Source organism: Nocardia sp. NPDC056564 (assembly GCF_042793755.1).
Lineage (GTDB): Bacteria > Actinomycetota > Actinomycetes > Mycobacteriales > Mycobacteriaceae > Nocardia.
On sequence record NZ_JBHTUR010000010.1, the window covers coordinates 155,267 to 181,673 of the forward strand.

Consider the following 26,407-nt stretch of genomic DNA (forward strand, 5'->3'; position numbering starts at 1 on the left):
GGCGGGTGACACGGTCGTCAGCGGAGGACGGTTTTGGTTCGCATGAGGAAGTCGGCCAGGTAGCTGTCGTGGGGGAGGCCGGGGGTGCGGGAGTTGGTGGGGTGGTTGCCTAGGTGGAGGTTGCTGATGGTGGGGTCGTTGATGAGGTTGTCGATGAGGTGGGGGTCGGTGGTCGGGGTGGTGAGGACGAGGGTGTCGCGTAGGGGGGTGAGGCCGGTGGTGGGGGTCCAGGGGGCGATCCAGACGCAGGGGAAGGGGAGTTCGGCGGTGATCTGGTCGGCGAGGGGTGTGTCTACCTGGTGGACGGCGGGGCGGAGGACGGCGCTGCCGTCGCCCAGGTCGTCGACGATTCCGGTGCCGCCGAGCCAGGGTTTGGTGCCTGTGGCCCGCTCGAGCAGGTGGGCTTCCCACCGGCGGGCGGCTTCGAGCGGGTAGACGGGGAGGACCGCTCGTTCGTCGTGTGCGGGCAGGCTGGGGAGGGCGGCGAGGCGTTCGGCGAGCGCGGCGGCTACCGGGGTGGGATCGCCTTCCACGAGCACTGCGGTGGCGTTGACACATCCGACACCTGCACCGCCGCTGACGGATTCGACGATGGTGTCGAGGGCGGCGGTCCAGTCGGTGTCCGCGGTCAGCAGGATCTTGGAACGTCCCGGTCCCTGGGGCAGGATGCCGGGGCTGCCCGCGTATTTGGCGACCACGTCGTCACCGCCGTAGACCATGCCGAGGTCGGCCAGGCGCAGGATCTCGTCGGCCGCATCGTGATCGGTGGGCAGCAGCATGACCTGGTCGTCGCCGAATCCGGCCGCGCGCAGTGCGCTGATCAGTCGGTGCGGGGTGAATGGCTCCCGGCGTGACGGACGCACCGCGACGCGATACCCGAGGGCGAGGGGTTCCAGCCAACCCTGGTGCACCGCAGGGTGATTGCCTGCGGCATGCACGGCGAAGACCTCGCCGCGCCGGGTCCACACCGCCCGGCCCGCACGGGTGGACGGGTCCCGCCACTCGCCGACCGCACCGGTCGGGCGCGCGTTCTGCACGGTGTGATAGGCGTGCGCCGCGGCGCGCTCGATGTCCTCGGTTGCCCGGCGCACCACGGTGATCGGCAGGCCGGCGACCGCGCTGACCGTGCGCTGGTATTCGTCGGCGGTCTGGCCGGCGACCCGTTCGGTCGCGAATGCGCGGCCCGCCCGCGCGATCGCCGCGATCCGTTCATCGACGGGGACGGGGGACGACCGGTGCATGGCGCGCATCGCCCGCGTGACGTAGAGCTGGGGCACGAGACTCAGTGTGGCGAAAGGGTTTCCGGTGCGGTCCCGGATGGTCTCCTGCTTGCGTGCGCGGTACGGGCCGGTGGGGCCGAGCGCATCGAGCTGGAGCATCAGTACACCCCCTCGATCACGGCCGCACCGCCGAAGGCGGCGACCGGCGCGACGTCGGCGACGGAATCCCCGAAACCCGCTGTCGGCGCGGCCATTCGCACGCCATGGTCGCGTTCGGCGTTGTTGACCAGCAGTGCCGCCTTGCTCAGATGATGCATCACGACCTGACCTCGTTCGCCGTACGGAACAACGTGCCCGGTGTCGGGGTCGACGATCCGGAAGGTGGTGTACGGGGCGAACGTGTCGAATACGCACGGCTCGTCGTCCCGCAGGCCGGGACGTTCGATCGCCGCGCCGAGTATCATTGTGCTGCCGTACATTCCGACCAGGTCGGCGTGCGGGAAGACCTCCCAGCGCAGGAGGTTCCTGGTATCGGCGTCCAGATGCGCGCCACCCCAGATGATCGTGCGGACCTTACGATCGACCAGGTCGACCAGATCGTCGTGCCGCGCCAGCCGTTCCAGCAGCGGCGGGGTGCAGACGAACACGCCGACCTCCTGGCCGCGCAGGACGTGACCGATCTGCTCGATCAGATGGTCGGTGTAGGCCTCGGCCTGGTCGCCGTGCCCGTCGGCGATCAGTCGCTTCACCCAGCGCGGGTCCAGATCGATGGTGAAGTTCAGGTTGCCCCGCGCGCGGCACAGGCCGGCGATCGTCGCGCCGACACCGTGCGGTCCGCTCGGAATCGCACTGAGCCAGTCGGCGTCCCGGGAGATGCCGAGCGCGTCGAAGCGCTCGCCGAGCCAGACCGCGGCGCTACGTTCCCAGTCCGCGGTGAACACCACCCGCTTCGGTTGCCCGGTGGTGCCGCCGCTTTCGAATACGCGCACCGCGCGGTCGTCACAGCCGCGCGGAATCAGGTCGCGAACCTCGATGTCGCGCAATTCGTCGACGACATTGGGAAACCGGGCGAGATCGTCGAAGCCGCGGACGTCGACCAGCGGATCGAAATCCAGGGTCTTGGCCCGGGCCAACCAGAACGGCGAACCGGTCTGCTCGCTGAAGTGCCAGCGCATCATCGCCCGCACGAACGCGCCGGATTCTTGCTGGGGCATGGAACATCCTCTCGCAGAACAACTATCGCTCGGAAAGCACGCACTCGACGGCGGCACGACCAACGTTAGAATCGGACGGGTGATAGCGTCCAAGACCGAAATGCTCATGAATTGATGCCATGACGGTTATGAGGGGGTGGTCGGCGTGGACCTGCTGGCCCTGCGCTATTTCCAAGTGGTCGCGCGCCACGAGCACATCAGCCGCGCCGCCGCGGAGCTGCGCGTCGCGCAACCGTCGATCAGCCGGACGATCGCCCGCCTGGAGGCCGAACTCGGTGTGCAGCTGTTCGACCGGCAGGGCCGCCAGATCCGGTTGAACCGATTCGGCGCCGCCTTCCTGCGCCGGATATCCCACGCCCTCGCCGAAATCGACGACGCGCGTAGGGAATTGGCTGATGCCGCCGGCCTGGAGCAGGGCCTGGTCGCGGTCGCGTCGGAGACGCTGCTCTCGCTCACCGAGTTCCTGCCCGGCTTCCGCGCCCGCTATCCCGGAGTCGAGATCCAGCTCTACCAGTCCACCGCCGAACGGATGGTGCAGCAGCTCGCCGCGCGCGAGGTCGATCTGTGCCTCGCGTCCCAGCCGCTCACCGGCCCCGACCTGCACACGGTCGAGCTGGCCCGCGAGCCTGTCCTGCTGGCCGTGCCTGCCGCGCATCCGTTGGCCGGCCGCGGCGATGTCCCGGTCGCTGCGCTGGCGGGCGAGCCGATCGTCACCACCCGCACCGGATATTGGCAGCGCGCGCTCACCGATCAGCTGTTCGCCGCGGCCGGCCTGGTCCCGAACGTCGTCGTGGAAGGAGACGAGCTCGCGGCGGTGCAGTACCTGGTCAGCGCCGGGCTCGGCATCGGCCTGATCCCGGCGATGTCGCTGCGTGTCGGTACCCATCCCGAGGTCGGCTGGGTGCGGCTGAACAGCCCGGACAGCTACCGCACGCTGCGGCTCGTCTGGCGCGACGACGCCTATCTGTCCCACGCGGCGCGCCGGTTCCGCGACCTGATGATCGAGCAGCTGAGCGAAAATAGGTTGGCGCGCGGCGGAGGCCGGTCGTAGGGTGATGGCGTTTCGCGGGGCGCGAACCGCGTCCGGCTTCCATCGAGTTCTGAGGTGATGACCTATCCCAAACGCTTAGGAGTCGTCGTTCCGGCACTGACACCGTGAGCCGCTGAGGCGTGCTCGGGTCAGTTTGTGGACGGCCGCTCCCCATGGCCTGGGATATTCGTTGTACCTTTCCTGCCCCTGTGCGCAGTTGACGCACGTGGCCTGGCCTTGCCCGTCGCATATTCCGCTGCCCGACCCCGGTACCGAGTTCCGGGCAGATCGGCGCGGTGCGCGCGGGCGGTCGCGTGACGTCGACGGGCGCAGTGTATTCGGCATTCGCCGACAAGGAATACGCTCATGATTCGAGTGCTGATCGCCGGGGGTCAACGGCTCCCCCGCGAGGCGGTGGCCGCTGTCCTGTCCGGCGTGCCGGGGATACAGGTGGTCGCGCAGGTGGAGTTGGGCACCGAGGTGCTGGCGAGCGCGCGGCGCACCCGGCCGAACGTGGCGCTGCTGGACGCGGAACTCGCAGGGCTGGACGGGATTTCGGCAGGCGCACGGTTGAAGTCGGTGCTGCCGGACTGCCGGGTGATCATCGTGACGACCCCGGACCGGCCCGACGTACTCAGGGCCGCGCTCGCCGCGCAGGTGGAGGGGTTCGTGAGCAAGGGCGCATCGATCGACGCGCTGACCGACACCGTGCGCAGGGTCGCGCACGGCGACCGGGTACTGGACCCGCGGGCGGTCACCGAGGCGCTGCACGGACCGGGCAATCCGCTCAACGCCCGCGACGTCGACATCCTCCGGCTGGCCGCGCGCGGCCGCACGCCCGCCGAAATCGCCGCGGCGCTGCATCTTTCGCCGGGCACGATGCGCAACAACCTGGCCGCCATCAAGCACAAGGTGGGCGCGCGCAACCGCATCGAGGCGATCCGGATCGCCACCGACCGCGGCTGGATCTGAAGCAGTGCACTCTGCACGGAATGCCGTGCGATCCGCATCGATCCGGTGACCGGCGACTGCCGGAACGAACGCTATTCGCGCTGTTCAGTGCCCCTATCCAGGGCCGACCCCGCGGCTCGGCCGCGCCGCACGGTTCGCGGCGACCATCAACAATGCCAGTGACCACCGACGCCGACGGCAACCCCTTCGGAGAACAGGAGAGACGATGTCCGCCCATTGTGACGTCTGCGGCAAGAAGCCGAGCTTCGGAAAGCAGGTGGCGCGCGCTGGCCGCCGTGCGCAGCAGCGGTACGTGAAGGGCCGGACGAGCCGCCGGTTCGATCCGAATATCCAATCCGTACGAGCCGTGAAAGACGGTGCGCCCGTGCGAATGAAGGTGTGTACCTCGTGCATAAAGAAAGGCAGAGTGCAGCGCCGCGCCAAGCGATGACAGCGCAGGCTATTCCGGACTCGCTGCATCGATTGCTGATGTGGCTGAACGGCATCGGCGATCGCTCCATCGCCGCGCGGCATGACGAGCGCGATGAATTCCCGTGCCACGAATGCGGAGTGGCAACCGCGCCCATCGACGGCCCGGATGAGTGGTACACGGTGCACGACTCGGTATGGGCAAGCGCCGCGGCGGCGGCGGACAGCATTCTGTGCGTCGGGTGTCTCGAATCCCGGCTCGGACGCAGGCTGCTGCCCACCGATTTCGTTGTCGCAGTGCTCAATCAGCCGGGATACGGACACCACAGCCCGCGACTGCAAAGCCGGCTGCGGCCGCACTGAGACCCGCCCGCTCCTCGGCAGTCCTGCCGAGGAGCGGGCGCGCGGTTCAGTTCATCGCGCTGGCGAGCAGTGCCTCGGTCTCGATGATGGCCTCGGTCAACGACTTCGGGTCCGAGTCGAGTCCACTGACGATGGTGTCGATGTCGCGGAGTCCGGCTCGGTCCAGCAGCCGCTTCTCGTTGGTGGTCCATTCGCCGCGAGCGGCCAGGACCGCGTGGGCGGTCTGCATCGCGGCGATGACCAGGGACGCCGCCACTTCGGCGCGCTGGCCGCGGGTGGCGTAGGCGTGCTCGGCGTACTGCAAGGTCAGCGCGGCGCGGCTCTGCCAAACCGGTGGCGCGGTCGCGCGTAGCGCCCGGGGGTAGTCGGGGCGGGGCAGGGCGCCGTGCAGCACCTGGTTGATGGCCAGTTCGGCGACGACGAGGTAGCTGGGGATCCCGGCCAGATGGAACATCAGCGGTTCCCAATGGAACCGGCCCTGTCCGGCTTCGGCGAGTTCGTGTTCGACGACGTCGAGATCGCGATAGTGCACGTCGACCTGGCGGTCCTCGATGGTGAACCAGGCGCCGCCGTTGAAGACGCCGCCGCCCCAGCCGCCGAGTTCGGAAACCTCACCGGGCCAACCGAGTTCGCGGAGGTCGGCGGGGTCGAGGGTGTCCCGGTAGTAGATGGCGAGGTCCCAGTCGCTGTCCGGGGTGTGCGTGCCCTGGGCGCGCGAGCCGCCGAGCGTGACCGCTCGGACGCCGGGGATGGTGGCCAACCGGTCGGTGACGTGCTGCAGGAAGGTTTCGTCGGGCATGAGTGTCCTAGGTCGCAGGAGTGATGACGGATGCGGGCAGCACCGCCGGACGCTCGAACCGCTACTGCGGCAGCGCTATTCGGCGGGCGCACTCGGCATCGGTCATCACTCCATGACATCGGATGGTGCCCACTGCCGGTGACGATCTCGAACCATTTTCTGACCACTACTTATCCGGCTGTCTGGGCCGGGCACGGAGGTGCGCGCGTTCGCCCTGCTTGCCGAAAAGGCTGAGGAATTCGACGGATTCGGCGGTCGCGGCGCCGAACCAGTGCGGCACCCTGGTGTCGAATTCGGCGGCCTCGCCCGGGGTGAGCACGAGGTCGCGTTCGCCGAGCACGAGCCGCAGCTTGCCGTTGAGCACGTAGAGCCACTCGTAGCCCTCGTGGGTCTGCGGCGATGGCTCGGTGCGGCTGGACTTGGCCGGCAGCACCATCTTGTAGGCCTGGATGCCGCCGGCCCGGCGGGTCAGCGGAAGGATGGTCATGCCGTTCGCGGCCACCGGGCGCAGGTGGATGCGCGGATCGCCGGTGGGCGGGGCGTCGACGAGTTCGTCGAGGGTGACGCCGTGCGCGCGGGCGAGCGGGAGCAGTTGCTCGAGCGTGGGGCGGCGCCCGCCGGATTCCAGCCGGGACAGGGTGCTCACCGAGATGCCGGTGGCTGCCGACAACGCGGCCAGCGTGGTTTCGCGTTGCTTGCGCAGCGCGCGCAGCCGGGGCCCGACCGCGTCGAGTGCCTGATCGAGGTCTTCGTCCATGCCCACAGCTTGCCATATCGGCAACAAAGTTTGCCGATACGCCGGACATGCCCGCAGAGTGGTCGTGGAGGTGGTCATGATGACTGAACAGCTGAAAGACGGCTATGACGTGGTGGTGGTCGGCGGCGGCGCGGCCGGATTGAGCGGGGCGCTGATGCTCGCGCGGGCGCGCCGGTCGGTGGTGGTGATCGACGCGGGCGCGCCGCGCAACGCCCCGGCGAGCGGCGTGCACGGGCTGCTGGCCAGGGACGGGATGGCGCCGGGCGAGCTGGTCGCACGCGGTCGGGCGGAGGTGCGCGGATACGGGGGAGCGGTCGTCTCCGGTGCGGTCGAGACCGTGTCCCGCGCGGACGACGGATTCGTCGTGACGCTGGCCGACGGCCGGACGGTTCGCGCGCGGCGACTGCTGGTGACCACCGGACTGGTCGACGAGTTGCCGGAGCTTCCCGGCCTGCGCGAGCGGTGGGGCCGAGATGTGTTGCACTGCCCGTATTGCCACGGCTGGGAGGTCCGCGATCAGGCGATCGGGGTGCTCGGCACCGGGCCGATGGCGGTGCACCAGACCTTGCTGTTCCGTCAATGGAGTGCGGACATCACCCTTTTCACGCACACCATGCCGGCGCCGAGCGGTGCGGAGCTGGAGCAGTTCGCCGCGCGCGGCATCGCCGTGGTGAACGGCGAGGTGGCGTCGGTGGAGATCGTCGACGATCGACTGGTCGGCGTGCGCATGCGCGACGGCAGGCTGGTCCATCGCGCGGCGCTCACGGTGACGAGCCGGATGTCGGCGCGCACCGATTTCCTCGCCGGACTCGGGTTGCGGCCGACCCAGCACCCGTCCGGTCTCGGCGAGCACCTCGTCGCGGACGCGATGGGCCGGGCCGAGGTGCCCGGCGTGTGGGTCGCGGGCAATGTCACCGATCTGTCCGCGCAGGTCGGTGGGGCCGCTGCGGCAGGCGCTTTCGCGGCCGCGCAGATCAACGCGGACCTCGTGACCGAGGACACCGAACGAGCCGTGGCGGCATATCGAAACCCGTTCGCCGCCGAAAACGAAGCGCGGGTCAGCGAATTGGTGTCGGCCGATCGTCGGCACGGTATGTGAACCGGTGAATGACCGGCGGAGTGCTACGCCTCGGGAATCGGAATCAGCTCGAGGTGTTCGGCAACTTTAGCTGGCTTGCAAGCACTCCGGCCGGTCACCGAATTCACCCCGCCCTGGTGCGAAACCAGGAATCTGCCGCATACACAGCGCATATAGCGCACCGCCCCGTGGGTGGACACAAGCATGGGCGATGGCCAGGAGCAGGAGGGGCAGGCGGCGGACATGGGAGCTAAGCCTGGAGAGCGATCGAAGGTATTGCAATCTTCATCGCGGCGTGGCGACTGATCGGTATGAAAAATATTCGGCGGACAAGATATTCACCGATGTTCCAGATGTTTTCGGGATCCGGTGTTGCGCTTCGACCGGGCCCCAGCATGATTCACGGAATTGGCGCTGGTTGTGCTGTGCGTTCGACGGTGGCGGCGATTCGGCGCGGGCGGCGCAGCGGCGTCCACCAGTTGGCCGCGCCCATGAGTTCGACGAGGGCGGGGACCAGGAGCATGCGCACGAGGGTGGCGTCGATCAGGAGGGCGATGATCATGCCTAGGCCGAGGAAGCGCATGGGGGTCAGCGGCGAGAGGGTGAACGCGCCGGTGACGATGACGAGCAGGGTGGCGGCGGCGGTGATCACCCGGGCCGTCTTCACGGTGCCGACGCGGACCGAGGTCGCGGTGTCGGCACCGGCGTTGTGCGCTTCGACCATGCGGGAGAGGAGGAAGACCTCGTAGTCGGTGGAGAGGCCGAAGACCACCGCGATGATCAAGACGAGCATGCCCGCGGCGAGCGGGCCGGGGCTGACGCCGAGCAGGCCCGCGAGGTGGCCGTCGCCGAAGATCCAGGTGAGCACGCCGAAGGTGGCGGCAAGGCTGAGAAACGCCATCAGCACGGCCTTGAGCGGCAACACGATCGACCGGAAGGCCGCGAAGAGCAGCAGGACGGTCGCGGTGACCATGGCGAGGATCATCCACGGCATGGCGTGCACGATGGAGCGGACACTGTCGACGGTGGCGGCGGTGTCGCCGCCGATCCGCAGCACGGTGCCGTCGGGAGGCGTCAGGGCGCGGAGGTCGTGGACGGTGGCCGCGGCGGTTTCGCTGCGGTCGGTGGCGGTGAGGAACGCGTGGAAGACGACGAAATCATCGGCGCGGCCCACCTGTAGCACCTGCCGGACGCCCTCGACGTGACTCAGCGCGGTGCTCGCGGCGTCGACCGCGGCGGACTGCGGCGGGCCGTCGGTGCCCTGCAGCACCGCCGTGACGCCGCTGCTCGCGGCGGGGAACCCGGTGGTGAGTTCCTCGACGGTGGTGCGCATTTCGTCGCCCGCGGGCAACGCGCGATGATCGATGTCGCCGAGTTTCGCGCCGGTCAGCGGCACGGCGAGGACCAGCAGCACCGCGCCGACGACGATGGCGACGAGGCCGGGCCTGCGCAGCACGGCGTCCACCACCCGGCCCCAGCCTCGCTCGGTGCGATTCTTGTTGCCGGCCTTGCCGATTCGGGCACCGAACAGCGCGAGCATGGCGGGCAGCACGGTGAGCGAGAGTCCGGCGGCGAGCGCGACCGCGGCGATGGCGCCGAAGCCGAGTGAGCGCAGCACGGCCTGCGGGAAGACGAATGTTCCGGCGAAGGCGCAGATCAGCAGCAGGGCGGAGAAGGCGACGGTGCGGCCGGCGGTGGCGCAGGTGCGTTCGACGGCGGACTCGACGGTGCGACCACCGGCGAGTTCTTCCCGGAATCGGGTCACCAGGAACAGCCCGTAATCGATGGCCATGCCCAGCCCGAGCAGCGAGGCGATATTCACCGCGAACGTGCTGACCTCGGTGAATTCGGTGAGCACCCGGATGGTGCCCATCGCGCCGAGCACGGCGAGCACACCGACCGCGACCGGCATCGAGGCCGCGACCAGGCCGCCGAACACCAGCACGAGGATGAGCAAGGTCAGTGGCAGCGAGATGGATTCGGCGCGCACCAGATCGTGCTGGGACTGACCGTTGATCTGGGTCGCGAGCGCGCTGTAGCCGGACAGCTTGGTATCGATGCCCGGAACCTTCAGTGCCGCTTCGATATCCGGGTAGGCGGTGACCCGCCGGTTGTCGTCGCCGGCGAGGAACACCGCCGCCAGCGCCTGCCGGTTGTCGGCGGACTTCAGGAACTGTTTCCGCGGCGGGACGCTGTTCCAATAGGTTTCGATCGGGCGCTGGAGCAGGGCCGGATCGATCCGGTCCAGCGACTGCCGCACGCGCGGGCCGATGTCGTCCAGGCTCTCGCCCGCGGGCGCGGTGTAGAGCGCGACCGCGTCGGGTGTCTGCGGGCCGAAGTGGTCGCGGACCAGCCGATCGACCGCCGCCGACTCGCTGTGCGGGTCATTGAATCCGGCGGCGCTGACCTTGTCGGCGGTGTGCAGGCCGAGCAACCCGAACAGCAGCATCACCCCGACCACCACGGCCAGCACCGTGCGCGGCCGAGCGAGGACGAACCGAGCCCAGCCGGTCATCGCACCGGCGAATCTTGCGGCGCCAGCTCGGCTTCCAGCGTGGCGGCGATCTTGTCGAGCAGGGCCTCCAGCCGCGGCTCGATGCCTTCGCCGTTGCGGCACGAGACCGTCAGGTCGATCTTTCCGCCCGATTCCATCATCCCGAACAGCAGTGGCATCGCCCCGCTGTGCTGCGGCAGCACCCGCATGGTGCTCGGCGTCCACCCGGGCACGGCCATCTCGTCCAGGTCGAACTTGCCCATGTGGGACACGGTGGCCGACACCATGTTCCGGTTGAATCTGGCGCCGATCCAGTTGCTGACCCGCAGCACGGCGCGGATCACGGCGGGCGGGAATTTCGACAGGCCGCCGTTGTCGAGCTGATTCAGTTCGGTCTTCTGCTGCAATCCGGTGCGCATGCGGGCGCTGACCGTCTCCCAGCTGTCGCCGGGCTCCACGTCGAGAAACAGTGGCAGCGCGAGGTTTCCGTTCGAGCGCAGCGCGGGATCGTGCCTGCGCAGATCGACCGGGACCATGAAGCGGGACCGCGCGCCCGTCTCGGCGGCGAGGATCGCCGCGACCCGCGCGACCATGCCCTTGCCGGTGGCGTGAATGGTCCGGTGCCGCAACAACCAGCGCGACGCCCCCGGATCCTGCCGACCGCGTCCGGTGGGCGCCGGATAGGTGGGCAGCACCAGCGTCTGCCTGCCCGGCGCCCCCACCTGCGCCACCAGCTCGGCGTCGGAGATCGGGTCGGGCGCGCCGAGCGGAGCCACGCCGCGCAGCGCGCGCAGTACATCGTCGACCCACATCCGCATGCCCATCCCGTCCATCACTCCGTGGAAGACACGGAATACCACGGCGGTGTGTTCACCGGTCAGCAGCAGCACCTCGGTGGTCCGGTCGGGGGTGGGCCCGATCGGGCTGTTCAGGACCTCGTCGTTCTCCAGCGTGGCGTAGTCGAGCGTCCACCCCGGCACGACCCGGACCTGCGCCGAGACGCCGCTGTCCACCCAGTACTTGCCGTCGCGGACCAGCCGCGCACCCGGATTCGCCGCGGACGCCACGTCGACGGCGCGCTGCACCACGTCGGGGTCGAGGGTGCCGACGCCGTGCACGACCATGTGCATCAGGAACGGCGGCGATACCTCCCTGGTGAAGAAGTACAGGCGCTCCGTGGGCGAGATCTTCCGGCGGAAGACGGTGTCTGTGGTCATGATGGCCTCCGGTGACGACTGGGGGAGTGCTCAGCGCAGATGTCGGGTCAGTTCTGCTGCGCCGCCCTGGGTTTCGAGCCACGCGAGGAAGGTGGCCAGCCCGGTGTCCCGATCGACGACCGGCCGGTAGCCGAAATCGCGGGTGGCGGCGGTGGTGTCGTAGGTCGCGCTGCGCGTCATCAGGGCGACGGCGTAGCGGGACAGCGGTGGCGACCAGCGGGTCGCGACGGCCGGTATGCGCCAGATGGTTTCGATGACGTTCACCACGGCGTTGATCACCTTGGGGTTCGGCCTGCGGCTCGGCGGCGCGTAGCCGAGATCCGTCGCGACGGAACCGAGGAACTCCCAGACATCGGTCTGCTCGGCATCGGCGATGAAATAGGCCTTGCCGCCCACCGCAGCCGAGGCCGCCGCCTCGACGCACGCTTCGACGATGTTGTCGACGTGGCACAGCGAGGCGTAGACGGTGCGCCCGAACGAGATGTCCGGCAGCGTCCCTGCGGCGGTCTTGCCGAGCAGGCGCACGATCGGACCGGACCGGTCACCGGCGCCCCAGATCGCCCGCGGGCGCAGCGCGCAGGTGGTGAAACCCTCGGTGTTCGCGGCCAATACGGCGCGTTCGGCCGCGGCCTTGGTCTCGGAGTAGAGATTCAGGTAGCGCCGCGGATAGGGCACTGACTCGTCGATGTCGAGCTGATCGCCGCCGTCGTAGGCCATCAACGCGCTGGGGCTGGAGATGAAGACGAACCGCGACGCGCCGCCGCGCCGCGCGGCGTCGAGGAGGCGTTCGGTCGCCCGGACGTTCTCTGCCCAGAACTGTTCCCGGGTCCCGCGTTCGTCCACCCGTGCGGCACTGTGGAACACGATGTCAACGCCGTTGGTCGCGGCGACCAGCGAGGCCGGGTCGGTCAGATCGCCGTAGACCAGCTGTACCCGATCGACGTCCGCGCCGAGGTCGGTGAGGTCGCTGGTGCGCCGCACCAGGATCGAGACATCGTGCTCGCCGTCGCGCACCAGCCTGCGGACCAGCGCGCCGCCGAGGAACCCGGAGGCGCCGGTCACCAATACCTTTGTCATCGCGTCTCCTGCGTTCGCCACCAGGTCATTCCGAAGATCTGCGTCAGCACGGCCGTCTCGACGGGGGAGCGTCCCGAACCCTCGGCCGCCCGCAGCGCGGGCCGGATCTGCGCCGCGTGCACGACGACGCTGAGGAACGCGTCGATCCACCACGCGGCGCGCAGCAGCCGGTTGCCCGGCACCCGATCCGTCGCGACGGCGAGGACGCCGCCGGCCAGGTACAGCCAGCCGAGCACCGGAATTGCCCGCAGGGCCGTTGTTTTCCCGCTCATCCGCGCGTTCCGATCTGCTCGGCCGCCCACGGGGCCAGCTGCTCGCGGCCGATCTTGGCGTTGTGCCGGATATCGACCGGGAACCCGGGATGGCTCAGGAAATCGGCGATCGTGCGGGTGAGTTCGAACTCCTGTCCGCGGGCCCGCAGCGCGGCCCCGACCGCTGCGCCGTCGGCCTCGGGCTTCGTCTCGAAACACAGCACCGGCCGTTGCGCGCCGCGCGCACCCACGCCGACCAGGGCCGTGCGGGCGACGCCGGGCACGGTATTGAAGATCTGCTCGACCTGAACCGTGAACATCGGGCCGTCGGCCGTCTGCACCCGCTGACTCTTGCGCCCGCAGAACCAGATTCGGCCTTCGTCGTCGATCCAGGCGAGATCGCCGGTGCGGTGCCAGATCCGGTCGCCGTCGACGATCTTGCCCTGCCGGTTGGCTTCCTCCGGCCAGTAGTAGTGCGTGCTGACATTCGGGCCCGCGACCACGAGTTCGCCGATACCGCGCGAGTTCTCGAGCTCACCGGCCAGCTCCTCGACCCGCGCCCAGTCCGGGATCGCCGCATCGGTGATCGCGATGACCCGCGCGTCGATCTTGTCGGCGGGACGGCCGATGCAGGTGCCCTCGCCCCGATGCGTGCGCTCCACCAGACCGCCGAACAGTTCCCGCGATTCGATGAGCGACATCGGCAGTGCCTCGGTCGATCCGTAGCCGGCGAAGATCTGCACGTCCTCGGCCAGCACCTCGCGCAATCCGGCGATGCACCAGTCCGGCACCGGCGCGCCACCGGAATAGATGCTGCTCAACGTCTTCAGCTCGGCCGGCTGCCGCTCTAGATGGCGCAGTAGGGGAATCAACAGCGCCGGGGAGGCGAACATGGTCCGCACCCCGAACTTCTCGATCGCGTGGGCGACGTGCGCCGGATCGGTGGAACCGACCTTGCTCGGAATCAACGGCGGTAGTACGCACCGGGATCCGAGCAGCAGGTCGAGAATCCCGACCAGCGGCAACGTGATCAGCGAGGTCTCCGGCGCCACCTCGCCGCGCGCGGTGTGCACCTGGTCGATCATCGACGCCAGATTGCCGTGGGTCAGCTCGACCGCCTTGGCGGGTCCGGTACTGCCCGTGGTGAATCCGATGACCAGCACGTCGTCCGCGGGGGCGGGCGTCCGCTGCGGCGCGGCGCCGGACGGCGTCCTGCCCCACGCCGCCAGTCGTTCGCCGCGCCAGAACCAGCGCTTGCCGACGGTGACCGTGGTGCGCACCCTGCGGAAGCTGCGCCGGAACAACACCCGCACGGCGTGCGCGGGCGGGATCCCGATGAACGCCTCCGCCTCGACCGCGCGCAGGCAGTGCACCATCTTGCGCAGACCCATGCCCGGGTCGATCACCACGGGCACGGCGCCGATCTTCAACAGCCCGAACAGGATCGCGTACAGCTCCGGGCTCGGCAGCACCAGCACGATGGTGCGGGTGCCCGAGCCGACCCCGGCCGCGGTGAGGCGCTCGGCGATGGCCTCGGACCAGTCGTCGAGCTCACGGTAGGTGACATGCCGATAGGACGGGAGGTCGCTCGACGCCGTCCCGTCGGGGAAGATGACCGCCTCTCGATCCGGTTCCGTGCGCGCGAACGCACGGAACCGGTCGATGGCCGCCCAGTAGGTCGCCGAGGTCACGCAGCCGCCCCGGCGAGCGCGGGCAGCCGGTACAGCACCGCCGCCGCCGACGGGCCCGCGCCGGCCGCGACGAACAGCACATGGGTGAAATCCTGCAGCGTGTCCGCGATGACGGCCCGGTCGTAGGCCTGCGGCAGCGACGCGGTGTGCGGGTCACCGTCGGTCAGGTCCGGTGTCCGCACCGAATCCTGGTCGATGCCAAGGACATCCGCGAGCCGCGTGGGGAACTGCACGGTCGGCGTCGAGGCGATGAGCGCCGTGCCCGCCAGGTCCGCATGCTCCGCGAGCGCGGCCTTGGCCGCCTCGGTCGCGACGCGCAGCAGCCGATCCTCGAAGTCCGGCTCCCGGTCGACGGTCATCAGACCGCGGCCGACGCTGCCCATGGTGGCCGTGTCGACATAGGCCTCGACCGCCGGGGTGCCCTCGCCGTTGACCGTGTGAACCGTGCCGAAGCCGTCCGGCTCGTCGACGTACTCCAGCAGCAACGCGGCTCCCGAAGTGGCGTACGGGAAGTCGTCCGCGGCGGCGGTGCGGGTCATCGACGGGTGGCCGTCGCCGGCCACGATGAGCACGTGCTCGGCGCTGCCGGTCGCCAGCAGCGAGCTGGCGACCTGCACGGCGTTGAGCACGCCGGTCGCGCCGTTCATCAGGTCGAAGGAGAAGGTCCGCGGGTCGTTCTTCGCGTACTCCAGGCCGATGCCCGCCGCCTTCTGGATCAGCGCGGACACGGCCGGTTCGACGGTGTTCGAGTCCCGGAAGACTCCCGCGTTGATCAGCACGCCGACCTGGTCGGGCCGGACCCCGGCCCGCTCCAGGCTCTGCTTCGCGGCCCGGCCGCTGTTCTCCACACTGCTTTGCGTGTCCCGGCTGATGCCGACGGATTTGATGCGCACGCCCATGGCTGACCTCAGACCTTCAGAGACGAGATGGTGGTGGACAGGAACCCGGTCACGATGCCGGAGGCGGCCGGAATCATCAGCAGCTTCGAGCCCGCCGGAATGTTCTGGTCGCTGAGCTGATCGTGCAGGACGATGAAATGCGAAGTGGTGGAGGTGTTTCCGTACTTCTCGATGACCCGCAGATCCGGCGGCATCGGGGTGCCGAACTCGCGCTCGCAGATGGCGTTCATCCACGGAATGGCGGCCGCGCCGAACTGGTGGTGGATGACGTAGTCGAACTGCTCGTCGGCGAACGTGCGGCCCTGCGCCTGGAGGTAGTTGATCTGACTGTTGGTGCCCAACAGGAAGCGGTCTTCGTTGTGCATTTTGCGGTTATCGGTGTACAGCGCAACACCCTGGCTCTTGTCGCTGGGCATGCCGAGACACAGCTGCGAGTACTCCGCGGCGGTCATCATCTCGATGTAGTGGATCTTGTCGTTGTCGTCGACGGCCTCGTCGAGCACGACCGCGGCGCCCGAGTCGCCCACCGACAGCGACGCGAACTGCAGATCGTATTTCTCCGAAATCTCGGCCACCGCGGTGTCGGCGATCGGAGTAATGGCCTCACCGCTGACCACCAGGCCGTTGCGCACCGCGCCGGAGCGGATCATCCGGTCCAGGATGTAAGTGCCGGTGAGCATTCCGGCGCAGGCGTTCGATACATCGAACGTAATGGCGTTGGACGCGCCAATAAGACGGCTTATCGAACCGGCGAAGGATGGCTCCATGTACATGCGGGTGGCGTGCTTGCTCCGCGTGATGGAGGTGGAGATGATGACGTCGAGCTCGCTCGCGTCGTACCGCGACCTGGACAGACAGTCTTCCGCGGCCTTCATCGCGATCGCGAAGGAGTCCTCGTAGCTGTCCGGGTTCGTGTCGTGCACCCGGCGTTGTTTCACGCCGGTAATTTTTTCGAGATCGAAAGACGGGGGTTCCTTGAGTCGGGAGAGCAGCTCCTGGGTGGTGACGATATTCGAAGGCAGATAGGCGCCGATGGATTCGAATCGAGAATGCGACACGCGCGCTCCTGGAAATCGTGGAAAGAAAACGGTTCCGGATCGTCTCTGATCTTCGGTGCGACGGACACTACCCGACGGTAACTAGGAACGCCTATGGCTCGGATGTTGGGGTGAGTGACAGTGCGGGAGTATGTGTTCCGTGAGGTATCACTAACTGGTGACCGGCTGGCTATGGAGCTGGAACAGTGTTGCTGTGGCCCGAATTTCGCGGGTCGCCAATGGTTTTCGGGTCTGGTGTACGACGGCTCGGCGGCGTTGTGCATGGCGACGGCTCGGCGAGCTAGCGAATGCTCAGCTAACGCAAACTTCGCGGGCGGACAATGGGTGGCGCGCTGCTGTGATGTGAGTGAGTTCACTGCGGGCCGGGCGATGGGATGCCGATCGGTTCCGGTCGGCGCATCCCGCTCGTTCAACGCTTAACTACGTTGGGGCCGAACGGAATCCGTGCACAGCGGGCGGCCGCGCCGCGGCGTATACATCCCACGATTCAGCCGGCCGCGCGGAAGCAACTGTCTGGGTCGTAGGCTGGGCACGCATCCCGCCTAGCCGAGGAGACAGCGATGACAACCGCTACCGAGCACATCGATGTGCTCATTGTCGGGGCCGGACTGTCCGGCATCGGCGCGGCCTATCAGTTGCAGCGAGCGTTCCCGCGCCGGACCTACGCGATCCTGGAGGGTCGCGCGGCGCTCGGCGGGACCTGGGATCTGTTCCGGTACCCCGGGATTCGCTCCGACTCCGACATGTACACCCTCGGTTACCGATTCAAGCCGTGGCTCGGGGAGAAGTCGATCGCCGACGGCGACACCATCCTCGACTACGTCCGGGAGACGGCCGCGGAGAACGGCATCGATCGCCACATCCGATTCCGGCACCGGGTGCGCCGCGCCGAATGGTCCTCGGCGGACAACCGCTGGACCGTGACCGCCGAGCGCACCGACACCGGCGAAACCGTCACGCTCACCGCCGGTTTCCTGTTCTCCTGCTCCGGCTACTACCGCTACGACGAGCCGTATGTGCCGGAGTTCGCCGGTGTCGACCGCTTCGCCGGACCCGTGGTGCATCCCCAGTCCTGGCCCGCGGACCTCGATTACGCGAACAAGCGGGTGGTGGTGATCGGCAGCGGCGCCACCGCGGTCACCCTGGGGCCCGCGCTGACCGAGCAGGGCGCGCACGTCACCATGCTGCAGCGGAGTCCGAGCTATATCGTCTCCCGCCCCGCCCGGGACAAGATCGCGATGCGGGTGCGCCGCTACCTGTCGCCGCGGGCGGCCTATGCCGTGGTCCGGGCCAAGAACGTGGCCTTCACGACGACGATGTATGAACTGAGTCAACGTTATCCGGCCTGGATGCGCGCCCGCATCCGCGGCCTCCAGCAACGCTGGCTGCCGCCGGGCTACGACATCGACACACATTTCACGCCCCGCTACGACCCGTGGGATCAGCGACTCTGCCTGACCCCCGACAACGACTTCTTCCGGGCCATCCGCAAGGACCGGCTGGAGATCGTCACCGACCGGATCGAGACGTTCACCGAGACCGGTCTGCGCCTGGCCTCCGGCGCGACGCTGGACGCCGACATCATCGTCACCGCAACGGGATTGAACCTGCTCGCGTTCGGCGGCATGGAGCTGGTGGTGGACGGCGAGCCGGTGGCACTGGCGCAACGGATGGCCTACAAGGCGATGATGCTCTCGGATGTGCCGAACTTCGCCTACATCATCGGCTACACCAACGCCTCGTGGACGCTCAAGGCGGATCTGGTGTCCGAGTACGTGGTTCGGTTGCTCCGGCACATGGACCGGCGCGGTTACGTGCGCTGCATGCCGGTGGGCGATCCGTCGGTCGGCGCCGAATCATTGTTCGCCGACTTCAATCCCGGCTATGTGCTGCGTTCGGCGAGCGAGTTCCCGATCCAGGGCGATCGGGCGCCGTGGCGGTTGCGGATGAACTATCTGCGCGACCTGGTCACGCTGCGGCACGGGTCGGTCGCCGATGACGCGATCAGTTTCGCGCGGGCCGGGCATCCCGCGCCGGTGGCGGTGCCGGACTAGGCCTCGGTGCGCACCGAGGACCGGGCGCGGGCGATGTGTTCCAGCACGGTCGCGGCGTGTTCGTCGAATCGGGCACGGGGAACCGGGATCTCGCCGTCCAGCCAGGGCCGGTAGAGGTAGGCGAGGGCGCCGAAGATGGCGCTGGCGTTGAGGGCGTTGTCGTGCTCGTCGGGTGGTGCGTTCGAGTAGTCACCGGCGCCGATCGTCAGAGCGATCGGCGCCGTGAATAACCCGATGAGTTCGTTGGCGCGGGGCATCAGCACCGGCGTGGCCTGCGATTCGACGAACATGATCCGGCCGCGGCGGCGATCGTCGACCAGGTAGTCGGTGAAAACGCCGACCAGATGACGGAACATGGCGTCGCGCTCGATCGGCGCGCTGGGTAACGCGTCGAGTAGTCGGTCCCGTGCGCCGAGGACGACGGCGTCCAGCACGGTGGTGAGCAGCGCGTCCAGGTTCGCGAAGCTCTCGTAGAAATAGCGTTCGGTGAGCCCGGCCTGCCGGCACACGCCCCGCATCGACGTCTCGGCGGCGCCCACGGTGGCCATCAGTTCGGTGCACGCCTCGATCAGTTGCTCACGGCGTCCCGCGACCCGATCGGCGGGGGACCGTCCGCGCCAACGGCGCATGCCGGGGATGGACCCGTCGTCTTCGGCGACCATCCCGCCATCTTCTCACAGGCCGGGTATTGACATCGGGCGATGTTGACAGCGTCTGATGTCATCAATAGATTGCCAGCATACTGGGCTTCGTTGCCGGTGCTGGGCTTCGCCGATCAGAGATGAGGGATGCGAGATGAGCTCCACGGTCTGTACCGATCAGGCGCGCGCGGTCGCGTGACGGTCGTCGAGGAAGGGTATCGGGCGGGCTCCGGGCTGCGGATGATGGCCTCGGTCGAAGCGCCGCAGCCGCTTTCGATGCGGCAGGTCGTCGTGGATCGGATCGAGCCGGAGGCCGATGGGGTGGTCAGCCTGATCCTGACCGATCCGGACGGCGTGCGGTTACCCGCGTGGACGCCCGGCGCGCACCTCGACGTGAGTCTTCCGTCGGGCAGGCGGCGGCAGTATTCGTTGACCGGTGATCCTTTCGATCGCGGGCGATACCGAATCGCCGTGCGCCACATCGCCGATGGCGACGGCGGATCGCGGGAGATCCACGAGCGGTTGCGGGCCGGTGATCGGTTGTCGGTGCGCGGCGTGCGCAACACCTTCCCGTTCGTCGAGGCGCGGCAGTACCTGTTCGTCGCCGCCGGCGTCGGGATCGCGCCGATCCTGTCGATGGTGCACGCGGCCGAACGCGCCGGAACGCGCTGGCGGCTCATGTATCTCGGTCGGTCCAGGGCACGGATGCCGTTCCTGTGCGAACTGGCGCGACTGACCGGCGGCGACGTGGTGGTGCGGCCGGACGACGAGTTCGGCAGGCCGAACCCGCGGGTGATCTTCGAGCAGACGCCCACCGGCGCGGCCGTATACGTCTGCGCCCCAACACCGTTGGCCGAGTCCGCGCGGCAGGTGCTGTCGCTGCACGACCCGACGGCAGCGCTGTACACCGAGCGTTTCGCGCCGGTGTCCTGAAACCTGTGGACTCGGCGACCAACGTCGTTCGCCGAGTTCGCGGGTCGGCGATCCGCTGACCCGCCGCGATCACACCGGGAAAATACCGGGCAGCCGCATCGCGTATTCGAGGTCGGTGCGGGTGCCGAGGGTGGTCAGCAGCACGCGGATCATCGTGAGCCGGCCCGCGGCAACGGTTTCCGGGTCCGGCTCGCCGCCGGGTTCGGTGCCCGCGGAGATGCGATAGACGATGTACTCGCAGACGTGCAGTGCCGCATCGAGATCCAGCGGGCTGGGGACCGGGCGGCCGAGTTCGGTGAATCTCGCGCGGACGAGGCCGCGGATATCGTCCAGTGCCCGTTCGCGATACGCCGAGACCGGCGAGCCGGGGTCGTGCAGTTCGGCGAACAGCGGGCGCAGCATCGCGCCGTGCCCGCCGGCCCAGTCCAGATAGGCGTCGATGAGCCGGATGCCGAGGTCGACGGGTTCGTCGGTGCCGGTCAGCGCCAGCCGGATGCCGTCGACCAGGCCGTCGTTCGAGGTGTTGAGCAGCACGTGCAGCGGCTCGGTCGCGTTGCCGAAGTAGCGGTAGAAGGTGGGGCGGGCCAGTCCCGCCTGCTCGATGATCTGCGCGACGCTCAGCCCGCGCGATCCGTTGCGGGTGAACACCTCGGCGGTGGCGAGCACGATCCGGGCGCGGACCTCCTCGGCCTGCTCCTGCGTCTGCGGCGGTCGGCCGCGCCGCGTCGTCGCCTCGGTCATCGCGCCTCGTGGACATGGTGCCGGCTCACAGCGAACCGCCGGTCATGCCTGTGTTCCATGACGAAGAGCTTGACACGAGGTGTGGCACGGCTATTAATCTAACACTAGTGTTCAGTTAAGGGTGGCTGTGCTGTGACGCCGCCGACCGTCCCCAGGAGAGGGCAGACAATGACGACCGCCGCCCAGCTCACCGCCGCCGACGCATTGCCATCGTCGCTGGTGGAGCCGTTGCTCGCCCGTGCGGTCGCCGGTGGCGCGCCCGCGGTCGAGGTGTTCGCGCCCGCCACCGGAGCCAAACTCGCGGACCTGCCCCAGTCCTCGGTCGCCGACATCGATCGAGCCTTCGCGACGGCGCGCGCGGTGCAGCAGGAGTGGGCCCGCCGCCCGATCCGCGAGCGCGCCGCGGTGCTGCGCCGCTTCCACGACATCGTGCTCGCCGAGCAGGACACCATCCTCGACATCGTGCAGACCGAGACCGGCAAGTCGCGCGCGCACGCCTTCGACGAGGTCGGCGACGTCGCGGTCAACGCCAGGTACTACGCGCAGGTCGCCGCGAAACTGCTGGCCACCCGCAAACCGCGCGGCGTGCTGCCGGTGCTCACCCAGGTCGACGTCCGGCACCGGCCGAAGGGCGTGGTCGCGGTGATCTCGCCGTGGAACTACCCGCTCGCGCTGGCCGCCTCCGACGCCCTGCCCGCCCTGGTCGCGGGCAACGCGGTGGTCGCGCGCCCGGACAACCAGACCGCGATCACCGCGCTCTGGGCCATCGACGCCGCCGAGCGGGCCGGCCTGCCGAAGGGGTTGTGGCAGGCGGTACTCGGACGTGGCTCGGTGATCGGGCACGAGGTGATCGGTCGCGCGGACTACGTCGACTACACCGGTTCCAGCGCGACCGGGCGCACCATCGCGCAGCAGGCGGGGGAGCGGCTCATCGGCTACTCGCTCGAACTCGGCGGCAAGAATCCGCTGGTGGTGCTCGCCGACGCCGACGTGTCCAGGGCCGCCAAGATCGCCATCCGCGCCTGCTTCGCCTCGGCCGGGCAGCTGTGCGAATCGATGGAGCGAATCTATGTGCACGACAAGGTGTATGACCAGTTCGTCACCGAATTCGTCGAGCACGTCCGGGGAATCGAGCTCGGCGGCGGGCTGACCTACGACAACGACATGGGCTCGCTGACCTTCCCGCGCCAATTGGACACGGTCCGTTCGCATGTCGACGACGCGGTGGCCAAGGGCGCGACGGTGCTGGCCGGCGGCAAGCATCGGCCCGACCTCGGCCCGTACTTCTACGAGCCGACGGTGCTGAGCGGCGTGCGGCCCGGCATGACCGTGTACCGCGAGGAGACCTTCGGCCCGGTCGTGTCGATCTACCGGGTCGGCAGCGACGACGAGGCGGTCGAGCAGGCCAACGACACCGCGTACGGCCTGAACGCCAGCGTCTGGACCAAGGACATCGGCCGTGGCCGCGAGGTGGCGGCCCGGATCAACGCCGGGTCGGTGAACGTGAACGAGGGCTTCATCGCGGCCTGGGGCAGTGCCGACGCGCCGTCCGGCGGGCTCGGCATCTCCGGCACCGGACGCAGGCACGGCGCCGAGGGCCTGCTGAAATACATCGACACCCAGACCATCGCGGTGCAGCGGATGCTGCCGATCGCGCCGCTGCCCGGCATGTCCGAGGAGCTGTGGGCCAAGACCATGACGCTCTACTTCGGGGTCATGAAAAAGCTTCGGCAGAAGTAACTTTCAGCGGAATCGACAGGGATAGGGACGGATGAAACTCGACACGGTTGCGGGCAAGAAGGTGCTCGTCACGGGCGCCGCGATGGGCCTGGGCAAGCTGTTCGCCGAGCGGGCGGTGCGCGAGGGCGCGGCCGCGGTGGTGCTGTGGGATATCAACGAGCTCGCGCTGAAGGAGACCGCCGCGGAACTGACCGGGCTCGGCGGCACCATCCACCACTTCGTGGTCGACGTGTCCGCGCCGGACGCCATCGCCGAGGCGGCGGAGTCGGTCCGGGCCGAGGTCGGCGCCATCGACGTCCTGGTCAACAACGCGGGCATCGTCCGGGGCAACAGCTACTTCTGGGAGACGGCGAACCGCGGCGACATCGAGCAGACGATGGCGATCAACGCGCACGCGCCGATGTACGTCACCCTGGAATTCCTGCCCGCGATGGTGGCCGGTTCGGCCGAGTCGCGGGTGCTGACCATCGCGTCGTCCGCCGGACTGGTGTCGAACCCGCGGATGAGCGTGTACGCCGCGTCGAAGTGGGCGGCGCTCGGCTGGTCGGATTCGGTGCGCATCGAGCTGGAGCAGGCGGGGCACGAACACGTCAAGGTGACGACGGTCTGTCCGACCTACATCAACACCGGAATGTTCGACGGCGCAAAGGGATTCCTGTTCACCCCGATCCTGGAGCAGGACGAGGTGGTGGACACGTCGTGGCGGGCGATGAAGAACGGCACGCCGCTGGTGATCCTGCCGTGGACGTCGCGGCTGAACAAGGCGTTGTCCGGCATCCTGCCGATCAAGCTGCGCGACCTGTTCCTCAACACCGTCGGCGTCTACCACTCGATGGACGAGTTCACCGGTCGCAAGAAGTAGGGGCTAGCGAGCGGGTCTGGTGCCGATGACGACGGTGGCGTAGTCCTCGTCGGATTCGGCGATCCGGCCGGTGAGTCCGTGCTCGGCGAGGACATCGAGGGCCGCCTGCGCCTGCTCCCGGCTGGATTCGATCAGCAGGTGGCCGCCGGGGGCGAGCCAGGTCCGGGCGTCCGCGGCGACGCGGCGGAAGACGTCCAGGCCGTCCGGGCCGCCGTCGAGGGCGGCGCGCGGCTCGTGGTCGCGGGCTTCCGGCGGCATCCGCTCGATCATGCCGGACGGGACGTACGGGGTGTTGGCGAGCAGGATGTCGATGCAGCCGTGCAGTTCCTCGGGCAGGGGTGCGAAGAGGTCGCCCTGGTAGACCGGTGCGCCGATCGGCGTGAGGTTGCGGCGGGCGCACTCGACGGCCACGGGGTCGATATCGGCGGCGGCCAGCGTGACGAGCGCCTGCTCGGCGGTCAGCATGGTGGCCAGCGCGAGGCCCAATGCGCCTGAGCCGCAACATAAATCGACGACCACGCAATGCCGGTCGCGGGCGCGGACCAGCTCGGCGGCGGCCTCGACTAGAAAGGCGGTGCGCTGGCGGGGCACGAATACCCCCGGTGCCACCGCGACCCGCAGGCCGTGGAATTCGGTCCAGCCGAGCAGATGTTCCAGGGGAGTGCCCGCGACCCGCTGCGCCACCAGGGCGTTCAGCTCGGCGCCGGTTTCCGCGGCGGCGGCGATGAGCAGGCGGGCTTCCTCCTCGGCGAAGACGCATCCCGCCGCGCGTAAGACCTCGACCACCTCGGTACTACCTGCCATCACCCGGACATCCTGCCGTGCCGGGGCGCCGCCGGGCCACTGGATTTTCCGGTGACGCCGGTCTCGACGGCCACGCGCCCGGGATCGGCTCGGTCGCGCGGATCCCGGGCGCGGGCGCCGCGCTCAGCGCGAGGTGTCCAACTCGAACGTGCGGGTGGCGTCGAGGTAGATGCCGCGCTGGGACTGCCTGGCCGGCGGCGGCAGCTGGGAGACCAGCTGCTCCAGCGAGGTGGTCGCGCCGACCACCTGGGTGCCCGCCACGATGAAGTCGGCGACCGCGCGCCGGATGTGATTGGGCGAGGTGACGACCACCGCGCTGGTCGCACCGACCTCGCGCAGCTTCTGCGTGCCGAACAGCGCGTTCTGCACGGTCGACCCGGCCCGGCCCTCCACGCTGATCCGGGTCGGCGGCACGCCGTGGCCGATCAGCCAGCCCGCCATCGCGTCCGCCTCGGTGATGCCGTTCTGCGGGTTGCCGCCGGTCACCACGATGGGGGACAGGGGCGCGGCGATCGATTGCAGCCAGGCCGCGGTCAGCCGGTTCACCAGCTCGGGGCGCAGCGCGCCGTCGGGCAGCAGGCCGTAGCCGAGGACCACGATGCCGGTCTGCGGGCCGATCAGCGCGGGCAGCGGATTCGGCAGGGTGCCGACCGCCGCGCCGATGGCGTTGAGCACGTGGGTGGTGCCCGCCGCCATGCCGGGGTCGACGACATTGAGCCGGGCCATCGCGTCGGCGAGGGCGGGCAGATCGCCCGCGTAGTGCGACCAGATGGCCTGCAGCGAGAGCGCGTCGGCGTCGTCCGGGTCGGCGCCGATCAGGGTGCGGAGGTCGGCGCGGCCTGCGACGTCGTTGCCGTCGGTGAAGTTGCGCTGGGCGGAGTTGTAGAGCGCGTCGGTCTCACCGGCGTGCGCCGGGACGCCGGCCAGGCCGGTGACGATGACGGCCGCGAACAGGGACGCGGCCAGATGTTTCCAGTGCCTCGAAATCTTCACTACAGTCGACACCTTTCCGCGAAAATGCTGAGGGCATAGAACGGGTAGGGCACGTGCTGGCAGTTAGCCGTGGGCAAGCATGATCACGATACGGCGGCGTGATCTGGAAATCGCGTATTTGCCGGGCGGATTCTGCGGCTTATTTCGGGCATCGGGACAAACCGGGCGCGGCTCGTCGGGCGCGGTCACCGCGCCGCGCGGCGGTCCGGATAAGGTGTGACAGCGTGGATACCGTTTCGCTCACCGGCAAGGAACTCGCCGCCGCCATCAACGCCGACACCAAGCAACGTGCCGCCGCGCGCGCCGAGGCGGGCGCCGCGCCGCGCCTGGCCCTGATCGTGGCGAACGACGACCCGGCCAGCACCTGGTACGTGAACTCGCTGCGCAAGGCCGCCGAGCGTCTCGGAATCGCTTGCGACACCGTCGATCTCGGCGCCGACGCGACCGCGGACACGATCCGCGCGGAACTCGCGGCGCGCAGCGCGGACCGCGCGACCGACGGCATCATGCTGCAGACGCCGCTGCCGGCCGGCATCACCCTCGAAGACGTCAGCTCGGCGATCGCCGCGGCCAAGGACGTCGACGGCGTGAGCCCGCTGTCGCTCGGCCTGCTCGCCTCCGGGCTGGACGGATTCGTCGCCGCGACGTCGGAAGCGGTGGTCGAACTGCTGAAGCATCACGAGATTCCGCTGTCCGGTCGGCATGTCGCGGTCGTCGGGCGGTCCAACGTGGTCGGCAAGCCGCTGGCGCAACTGCTGCTCGCGGAGAACGCCACGGTCACCATCTGTCACTCGCGGACCACCGATCTGCCCGCGGTGACGTCGGCGGCGGATGTCGTCGTCGCCGCGGCGGGGCGCATCGGCCTGGTCACCGGCAAGCACGTGCGCGAGGGCGCGGTCGTCGTCGATGTCGGCACCAACGAGGCCGCGGACGGCAGCATCGTCGGCGATGTCGACGCCGACTCGGTGCGCGGCAAGGCCGCGGCCCTGAGCCCGGTCCCCGGCGGGATCGGCCCCGTCACCACCGCGCTGCTCATGCGGCACGTCGTCGTCGCCGCGGAGAAAGCCGCGAACTAGACCAGTCGCGGAGTCCGATTGCGCTGCGCCGCAAT

The 26,407-nt window shown here is 69.0% G+C and carries 25 protein-coding genes; 10 read left to right on the top strand and 15 right to left on the bottom strand.

What is annotated here, in order from left to right:
* Nucleotides 1-17 precede the first annotated feature (17 nt).
* Both ACFQ9K_RS24610 and ACFQ9K_RS24615 read right to left on the bottom strand, forming a co-directional pair.
* Nucleotides 18-1,379, bottom strand: coding sequence for an aldehyde dehydrogenase family protein (locus ACFQ9K_RS24610; RefSeq protein WP_378722671.1), 1,362 nt, complete (start codon nucleotides 1,377-1,379; stop codon nucleotides 18-20).
* Entirely contained in the window at nucleotides 1,379-2,434 is a 1,056-nt protein-coding gene (locus tag ACFQ9K_RS24615; RefSeq protein ID WP_378722670.1) for an AMP-binding protein, read from the bottom strand. Before ACFQ9K_RS24615 ends, ACFQ9K_RS24610 begins: the two co-directional genes overlap by 1 nt.
* A 145-nt stretch (nucleotides 2,435-2,579) precedes the next feature.
* On the opposite strand from ACFQ9K_RS24615, the gene ACFQ9K_RS24620 reads away from it, so the two are divergent.
* From ACFQ9K_RS24620 to ACFQ9K_RS24635, 4 genes are all read left to right on the top strand, one after another.
* Nucleotides 2,580-3,485: a LysR family transcriptional regulator gene (locus tag ACFQ9K_RS24620; protein ID WP_378722669.1), complete on the top strand. Its 906-nt coding sequence runs from the start codon at nucleotides 2,580-2,582 to the stop codon at nucleotides 3,483-3,485.
* A 345-nt stretch (nucleotides 3,486-3,830) separates the two neighbouring features.
* The gene (locus ACFQ9K_RS24625; RefSeq protein WP_378722668.1) at nucleotides 3,831-4,436 is read left to right on the top strand and encodes a DNA-binding response regulator; all 606 of its coding nucleotides are present in this window, start codon (nucleotides 3,831-3,833) and stop codon (nucleotides 4,434-4,436) included.
* 205 nt (nucleotides 4,437-4,641) lie between these two features.
* On the top strand, nucleotides 4,642-4,866 hold the full coding sequence (gene rpmB, locus ACFQ9K_RS24630; RefSeq protein WP_378722667.1) for a 50S ribosomal protein L28: 225 nt from the start codon (nucleotides 4,642-4,644) through the stop codon (nucleotides 4,864-4,866).
* Nucleotides 4,863-5,207: a hypothetical protein gene (locus tag ACFQ9K_RS24635; RefSeq protein ID WP_378722665.1), complete on the top strand. Its 345-nt coding sequence runs from the start codon at nucleotides 4,863-4,865 to the stop codon at nucleotides 5,205-5,207. The genes rpmB and ACFQ9K_RS24635 overlap by 4 nt, the downstream gene beginning before the upstream one ends.
* A 46-nt stretch (nucleotides 5,208-5,253) precedes the next feature.
* Here the strand turns inward: ACFQ9K_RS24635 and ACFQ9K_RS24640 are convergent, their stop codons facing one another.
* On the bottom strand, nucleotides 5,254-6,006 hold the full coding sequence (locus tag ACFQ9K_RS24640) for a nucleotidyltransferase domain-containing protein (protein WP_378726415.1): 753 nt from the start codon (nucleotides 6,004-6,006) through the stop codon (nucleotides 5,254-5,256).
* A 166-nt stretch (nucleotides 6,007-6,172) separates the two neighbouring features.
* Nucleotides 6,173-6,763: a helix-turn-helix domain-containing protein gene (locus ACFQ9K_RS24645; protein WP_378726417.1), complete on the bottom strand. Its 591-nt coding sequence runs from the start codon at nucleotides 6,761-6,763 to the stop codon at nucleotides 6,173-6,175.
* Nucleotides 6,764-6,842: 79 nt separating this feature from the next.
* Between ACFQ9K_RS24645 and ACFQ9K_RS24650 the strand changes: the two genes are divergently transcribed.
* Nucleotides 6,843-7,862, top strand: coding sequence for an NAD(P)/FAD-dependent oxidoreductase (locus ACFQ9K_RS24650; RefSeq protein WP_378726425.1), 1,020 nt, complete (start codon nucleotides 6,843-6,845; stop codon nucleotides 7,860-7,862).
* A gap of 379 nt (nucleotides 7,863-8,241) precedes the next feature.
* Here ACFQ9K_RS24650 and ACFQ9K_RS24655 read toward each other — a convergent pair whose 3' ends face one another.
* Genes ACFQ9K_RS24655 through ACFQ9K_RS24685 form a run of 7 tightly spaced genes read right to left on the bottom strand, consistent with a single transcriptional unit; the run spans nucleotide 8,242 to nucleotide 16,528 of the window.
* Nucleotides 8,242-10,356 carry an MMPL family transporter gene (locus tag ACFQ9K_RS24655; protein WP_378726419.1) on the bottom strand — a complete coding sequence of 705 codons (2,115 nt, stop codon included), beginning with the start codon at nucleotides 10,354-10,356 and terminating at the stop codon, nucleotides 8,242-8,244.
* Nucleotides 10,353-11,552 (bottom strand): peptide synthetase, encoded by a 1,200-nt coding sequence (locus tag ACFQ9K_RS24660; RefSeq protein WP_378726421.1) that lies wholly within the window; start codon nucleotides 11,550-11,552, stop codon nucleotides 10,353-10,355. The genes ACFQ9K_RS24655 and ACFQ9K_RS24660 overlap by 4 nt, the downstream gene beginning before the upstream one ends.
* A gap of 30 nt (nucleotides 11,553-11,582) precedes the next feature.
* A complete protein-coding gene (locus tag ACFQ9K_RS24665) occupies nucleotides 11,583-12,629 on the bottom strand; it encodes an NAD-dependent epimerase/dehydratase family protein (protein ID WP_378726423.1) in 1,047 nt (348 codons plus the stop codon).
* The gene (locus tag ACFQ9K_RS24670; protein ID WP_378983652.1) at nucleotides 12,626-12,901 is read right to left on the bottom strand and encodes a hypothetical protein; all 276 of its coding nucleotides are present in this window, start codon (nucleotides 12,899-12,901) and stop codon (nucleotides 12,626-12,628) included. The genes ACFQ9K_RS24665 and ACFQ9K_RS24670 overlap by 4 nt, the downstream gene beginning before the upstream one ends.
* On the bottom strand, nucleotides 12,898-14,571 hold the full coding sequence (locus ACFQ9K_RS24675) for a fatty acid CoA ligase family protein (protein ID WP_378725433.1): 1,674 nt from the start codon (nucleotides 14,569-14,571) through the stop codon (nucleotides 12,898-12,900). Before ACFQ9K_RS24675 ends, ACFQ9K_RS24670 begins: the two co-directional genes overlap by 4 nt.
* A complete protein-coding gene (locus tag ACFQ9K_RS24680) occupies nucleotides 14,568-15,470 on the bottom strand; it encodes a hypothetical protein (RefSeq protein ID WP_378725435.1) in 903 nt (300 codons plus the stop codon). The genes ACFQ9K_RS24675 and ACFQ9K_RS24680 overlap by 4 nt, the downstream gene beginning before the upstream one ends.
* 8 nt (nucleotides 15,471-15,478) lie before the next feature.
* A complete protein-coding gene (locus ACFQ9K_RS24685) occupies nucleotides 15,479-16,528 on the bottom strand; it encodes a 3-oxoacyl-ACP synthase III family protein (RefSeq protein ID WP_378725436.1) in 1,050 nt (349 codons plus the stop codon).
* 560 nt (nucleotides 16,529-17,088) lie between these two features.
* Between ACFQ9K_RS24685 and ACFQ9K_RS24690 the strand changes: the two genes are divergently transcribed.
* Entirely contained in the window at nucleotides 17,089-18,582 is a 1,494-nt protein-coding gene (locus ACFQ9K_RS24690; protein WP_378725438.1) for a flavin-containing monooxygenase, read from the top strand.
* Here ACFQ9K_RS24690 and ACFQ9K_RS24695 read toward each other — a convergent pair.
* The gene (locus ACFQ9K_RS24695; RefSeq protein WP_378725440.1) at nucleotides 18,579-19,244 is read right to left on the bottom strand and encodes a TetR/AcrR family transcriptional regulator; all 666 of its coding nucleotides are present in this window, start codon (nucleotides 19,242-19,244) and stop codon (nucleotides 18,579-18,581) included. The genes ACFQ9K_RS24690 and ACFQ9K_RS24695 overlap by 4 nt on opposite strands.
* Nucleotides 19,245-19,418: 174 nt before the next feature.
* Here ACFQ9K_RS24695 and ACFQ9K_RS24700 point away from each other — a divergent pair, with 174 nt between their 5' ends.
* Nucleotides 19,419-20,156, top strand: a complete 738-nt coding sequence (locus ACFQ9K_RS24700; RefSeq protein WP_378725442.1) for a ferredoxin reductase — start codon at nucleotides 19,419-19,421, stop codon at nucleotides 20,154-20,156.
* 69 nt (nucleotides 20,157-20,225) lie between these two features.
* Here ACFQ9K_RS24700 and ACFQ9K_RS24705 read toward each other — a convergent pair whose 3' ends face one another.
* The gene (locus ACFQ9K_RS24705; RefSeq protein ID WP_378725444.1) at nucleotides 20,226-20,897 is read right to left on the bottom strand and encodes a TetR/AcrR family transcriptional regulator; all 672 of its coding nucleotides are present in this window, start codon (nucleotides 20,895-20,897) and stop codon (nucleotides 20,226-20,228) included.
* A 168-nt stretch (nucleotides 20,898-21,065) separates the two neighbouring features.
* Here ACFQ9K_RS24705 and ACFQ9K_RS24710 point away from each other — a divergent pair, with 168 nt between their 5' ends.
* Both ACFQ9K_RS24710 and ACFQ9K_RS24715 read left to right on the top strand, forming a co-directional pair.
* Nucleotides 21,066-22,637, top strand: coding sequence for a succinic semialdehyde dehydrogenase (locus tag ACFQ9K_RS24710; protein WP_378725446.1), 1,572 nt, complete (start codon nucleotides 21,066-21,068; stop codon nucleotides 22,635-22,637).
* A gap of 31 nt (nucleotides 22,638-22,668) precedes the next feature.
* On the top strand, nucleotides 22,669-23,499 hold the full coding sequence (locus ACFQ9K_RS24715) for an SDR family oxidoreductase (RefSeq protein WP_378725448.1): 831 nt from the start codon (nucleotides 22,669-22,671) through the stop codon (nucleotides 23,497-23,499).
* Nucleotides 23,500-23,502: 3 nt separating this feature from the next.
* Here the strand turns inward: ACFQ9K_RS24715 and ACFQ9K_RS24720 are convergent, their stop codons facing one another.
* On the bottom strand, nucleotides 23,503-24,303 hold the full coding sequence (locus ACFQ9K_RS24720; protein ID WP_378725450.1) for a putative protein N(5)-glutamine methyltransferase: 801 nt from the start codon (nucleotides 24,301-24,303) through the stop codon (nucleotides 23,503-23,505).
* 123 nt (nucleotides 24,304-24,426) lie between these two features.
* Entirely contained in the window at nucleotides 24,427-25,296 is an 870-nt protein-coding gene (locus tag ACFQ9K_RS24725; RefSeq protein WP_378983655.1) for a YdcF family protein, read from the bottom strand.
* Nucleotides 25,297-25,520: 224 nt separating this feature from the next.
* Here ACFQ9K_RS24725 and ACFQ9K_RS24730 point away from each other — a divergent pair, with 224 nt between their 5' ends.
* Nucleotides 25,521-26,372 (top strand): bifunctional 5,10-methylenetetrahydrofolate dehydrogenase/5,10-methenyltetrahydrofolate cyclohydrolase, encoded by an 852-nt coding sequence (locus tag ACFQ9K_RS24730; RefSeq protein WP_378721504.1) that lies wholly within the window; start codon nucleotides 25,521-25,523, stop codon nucleotides 26,370-26,372.
* The last annotated feature ends 35 nt before the right edge of the window (nucleotides 26,373-26,407 follow it).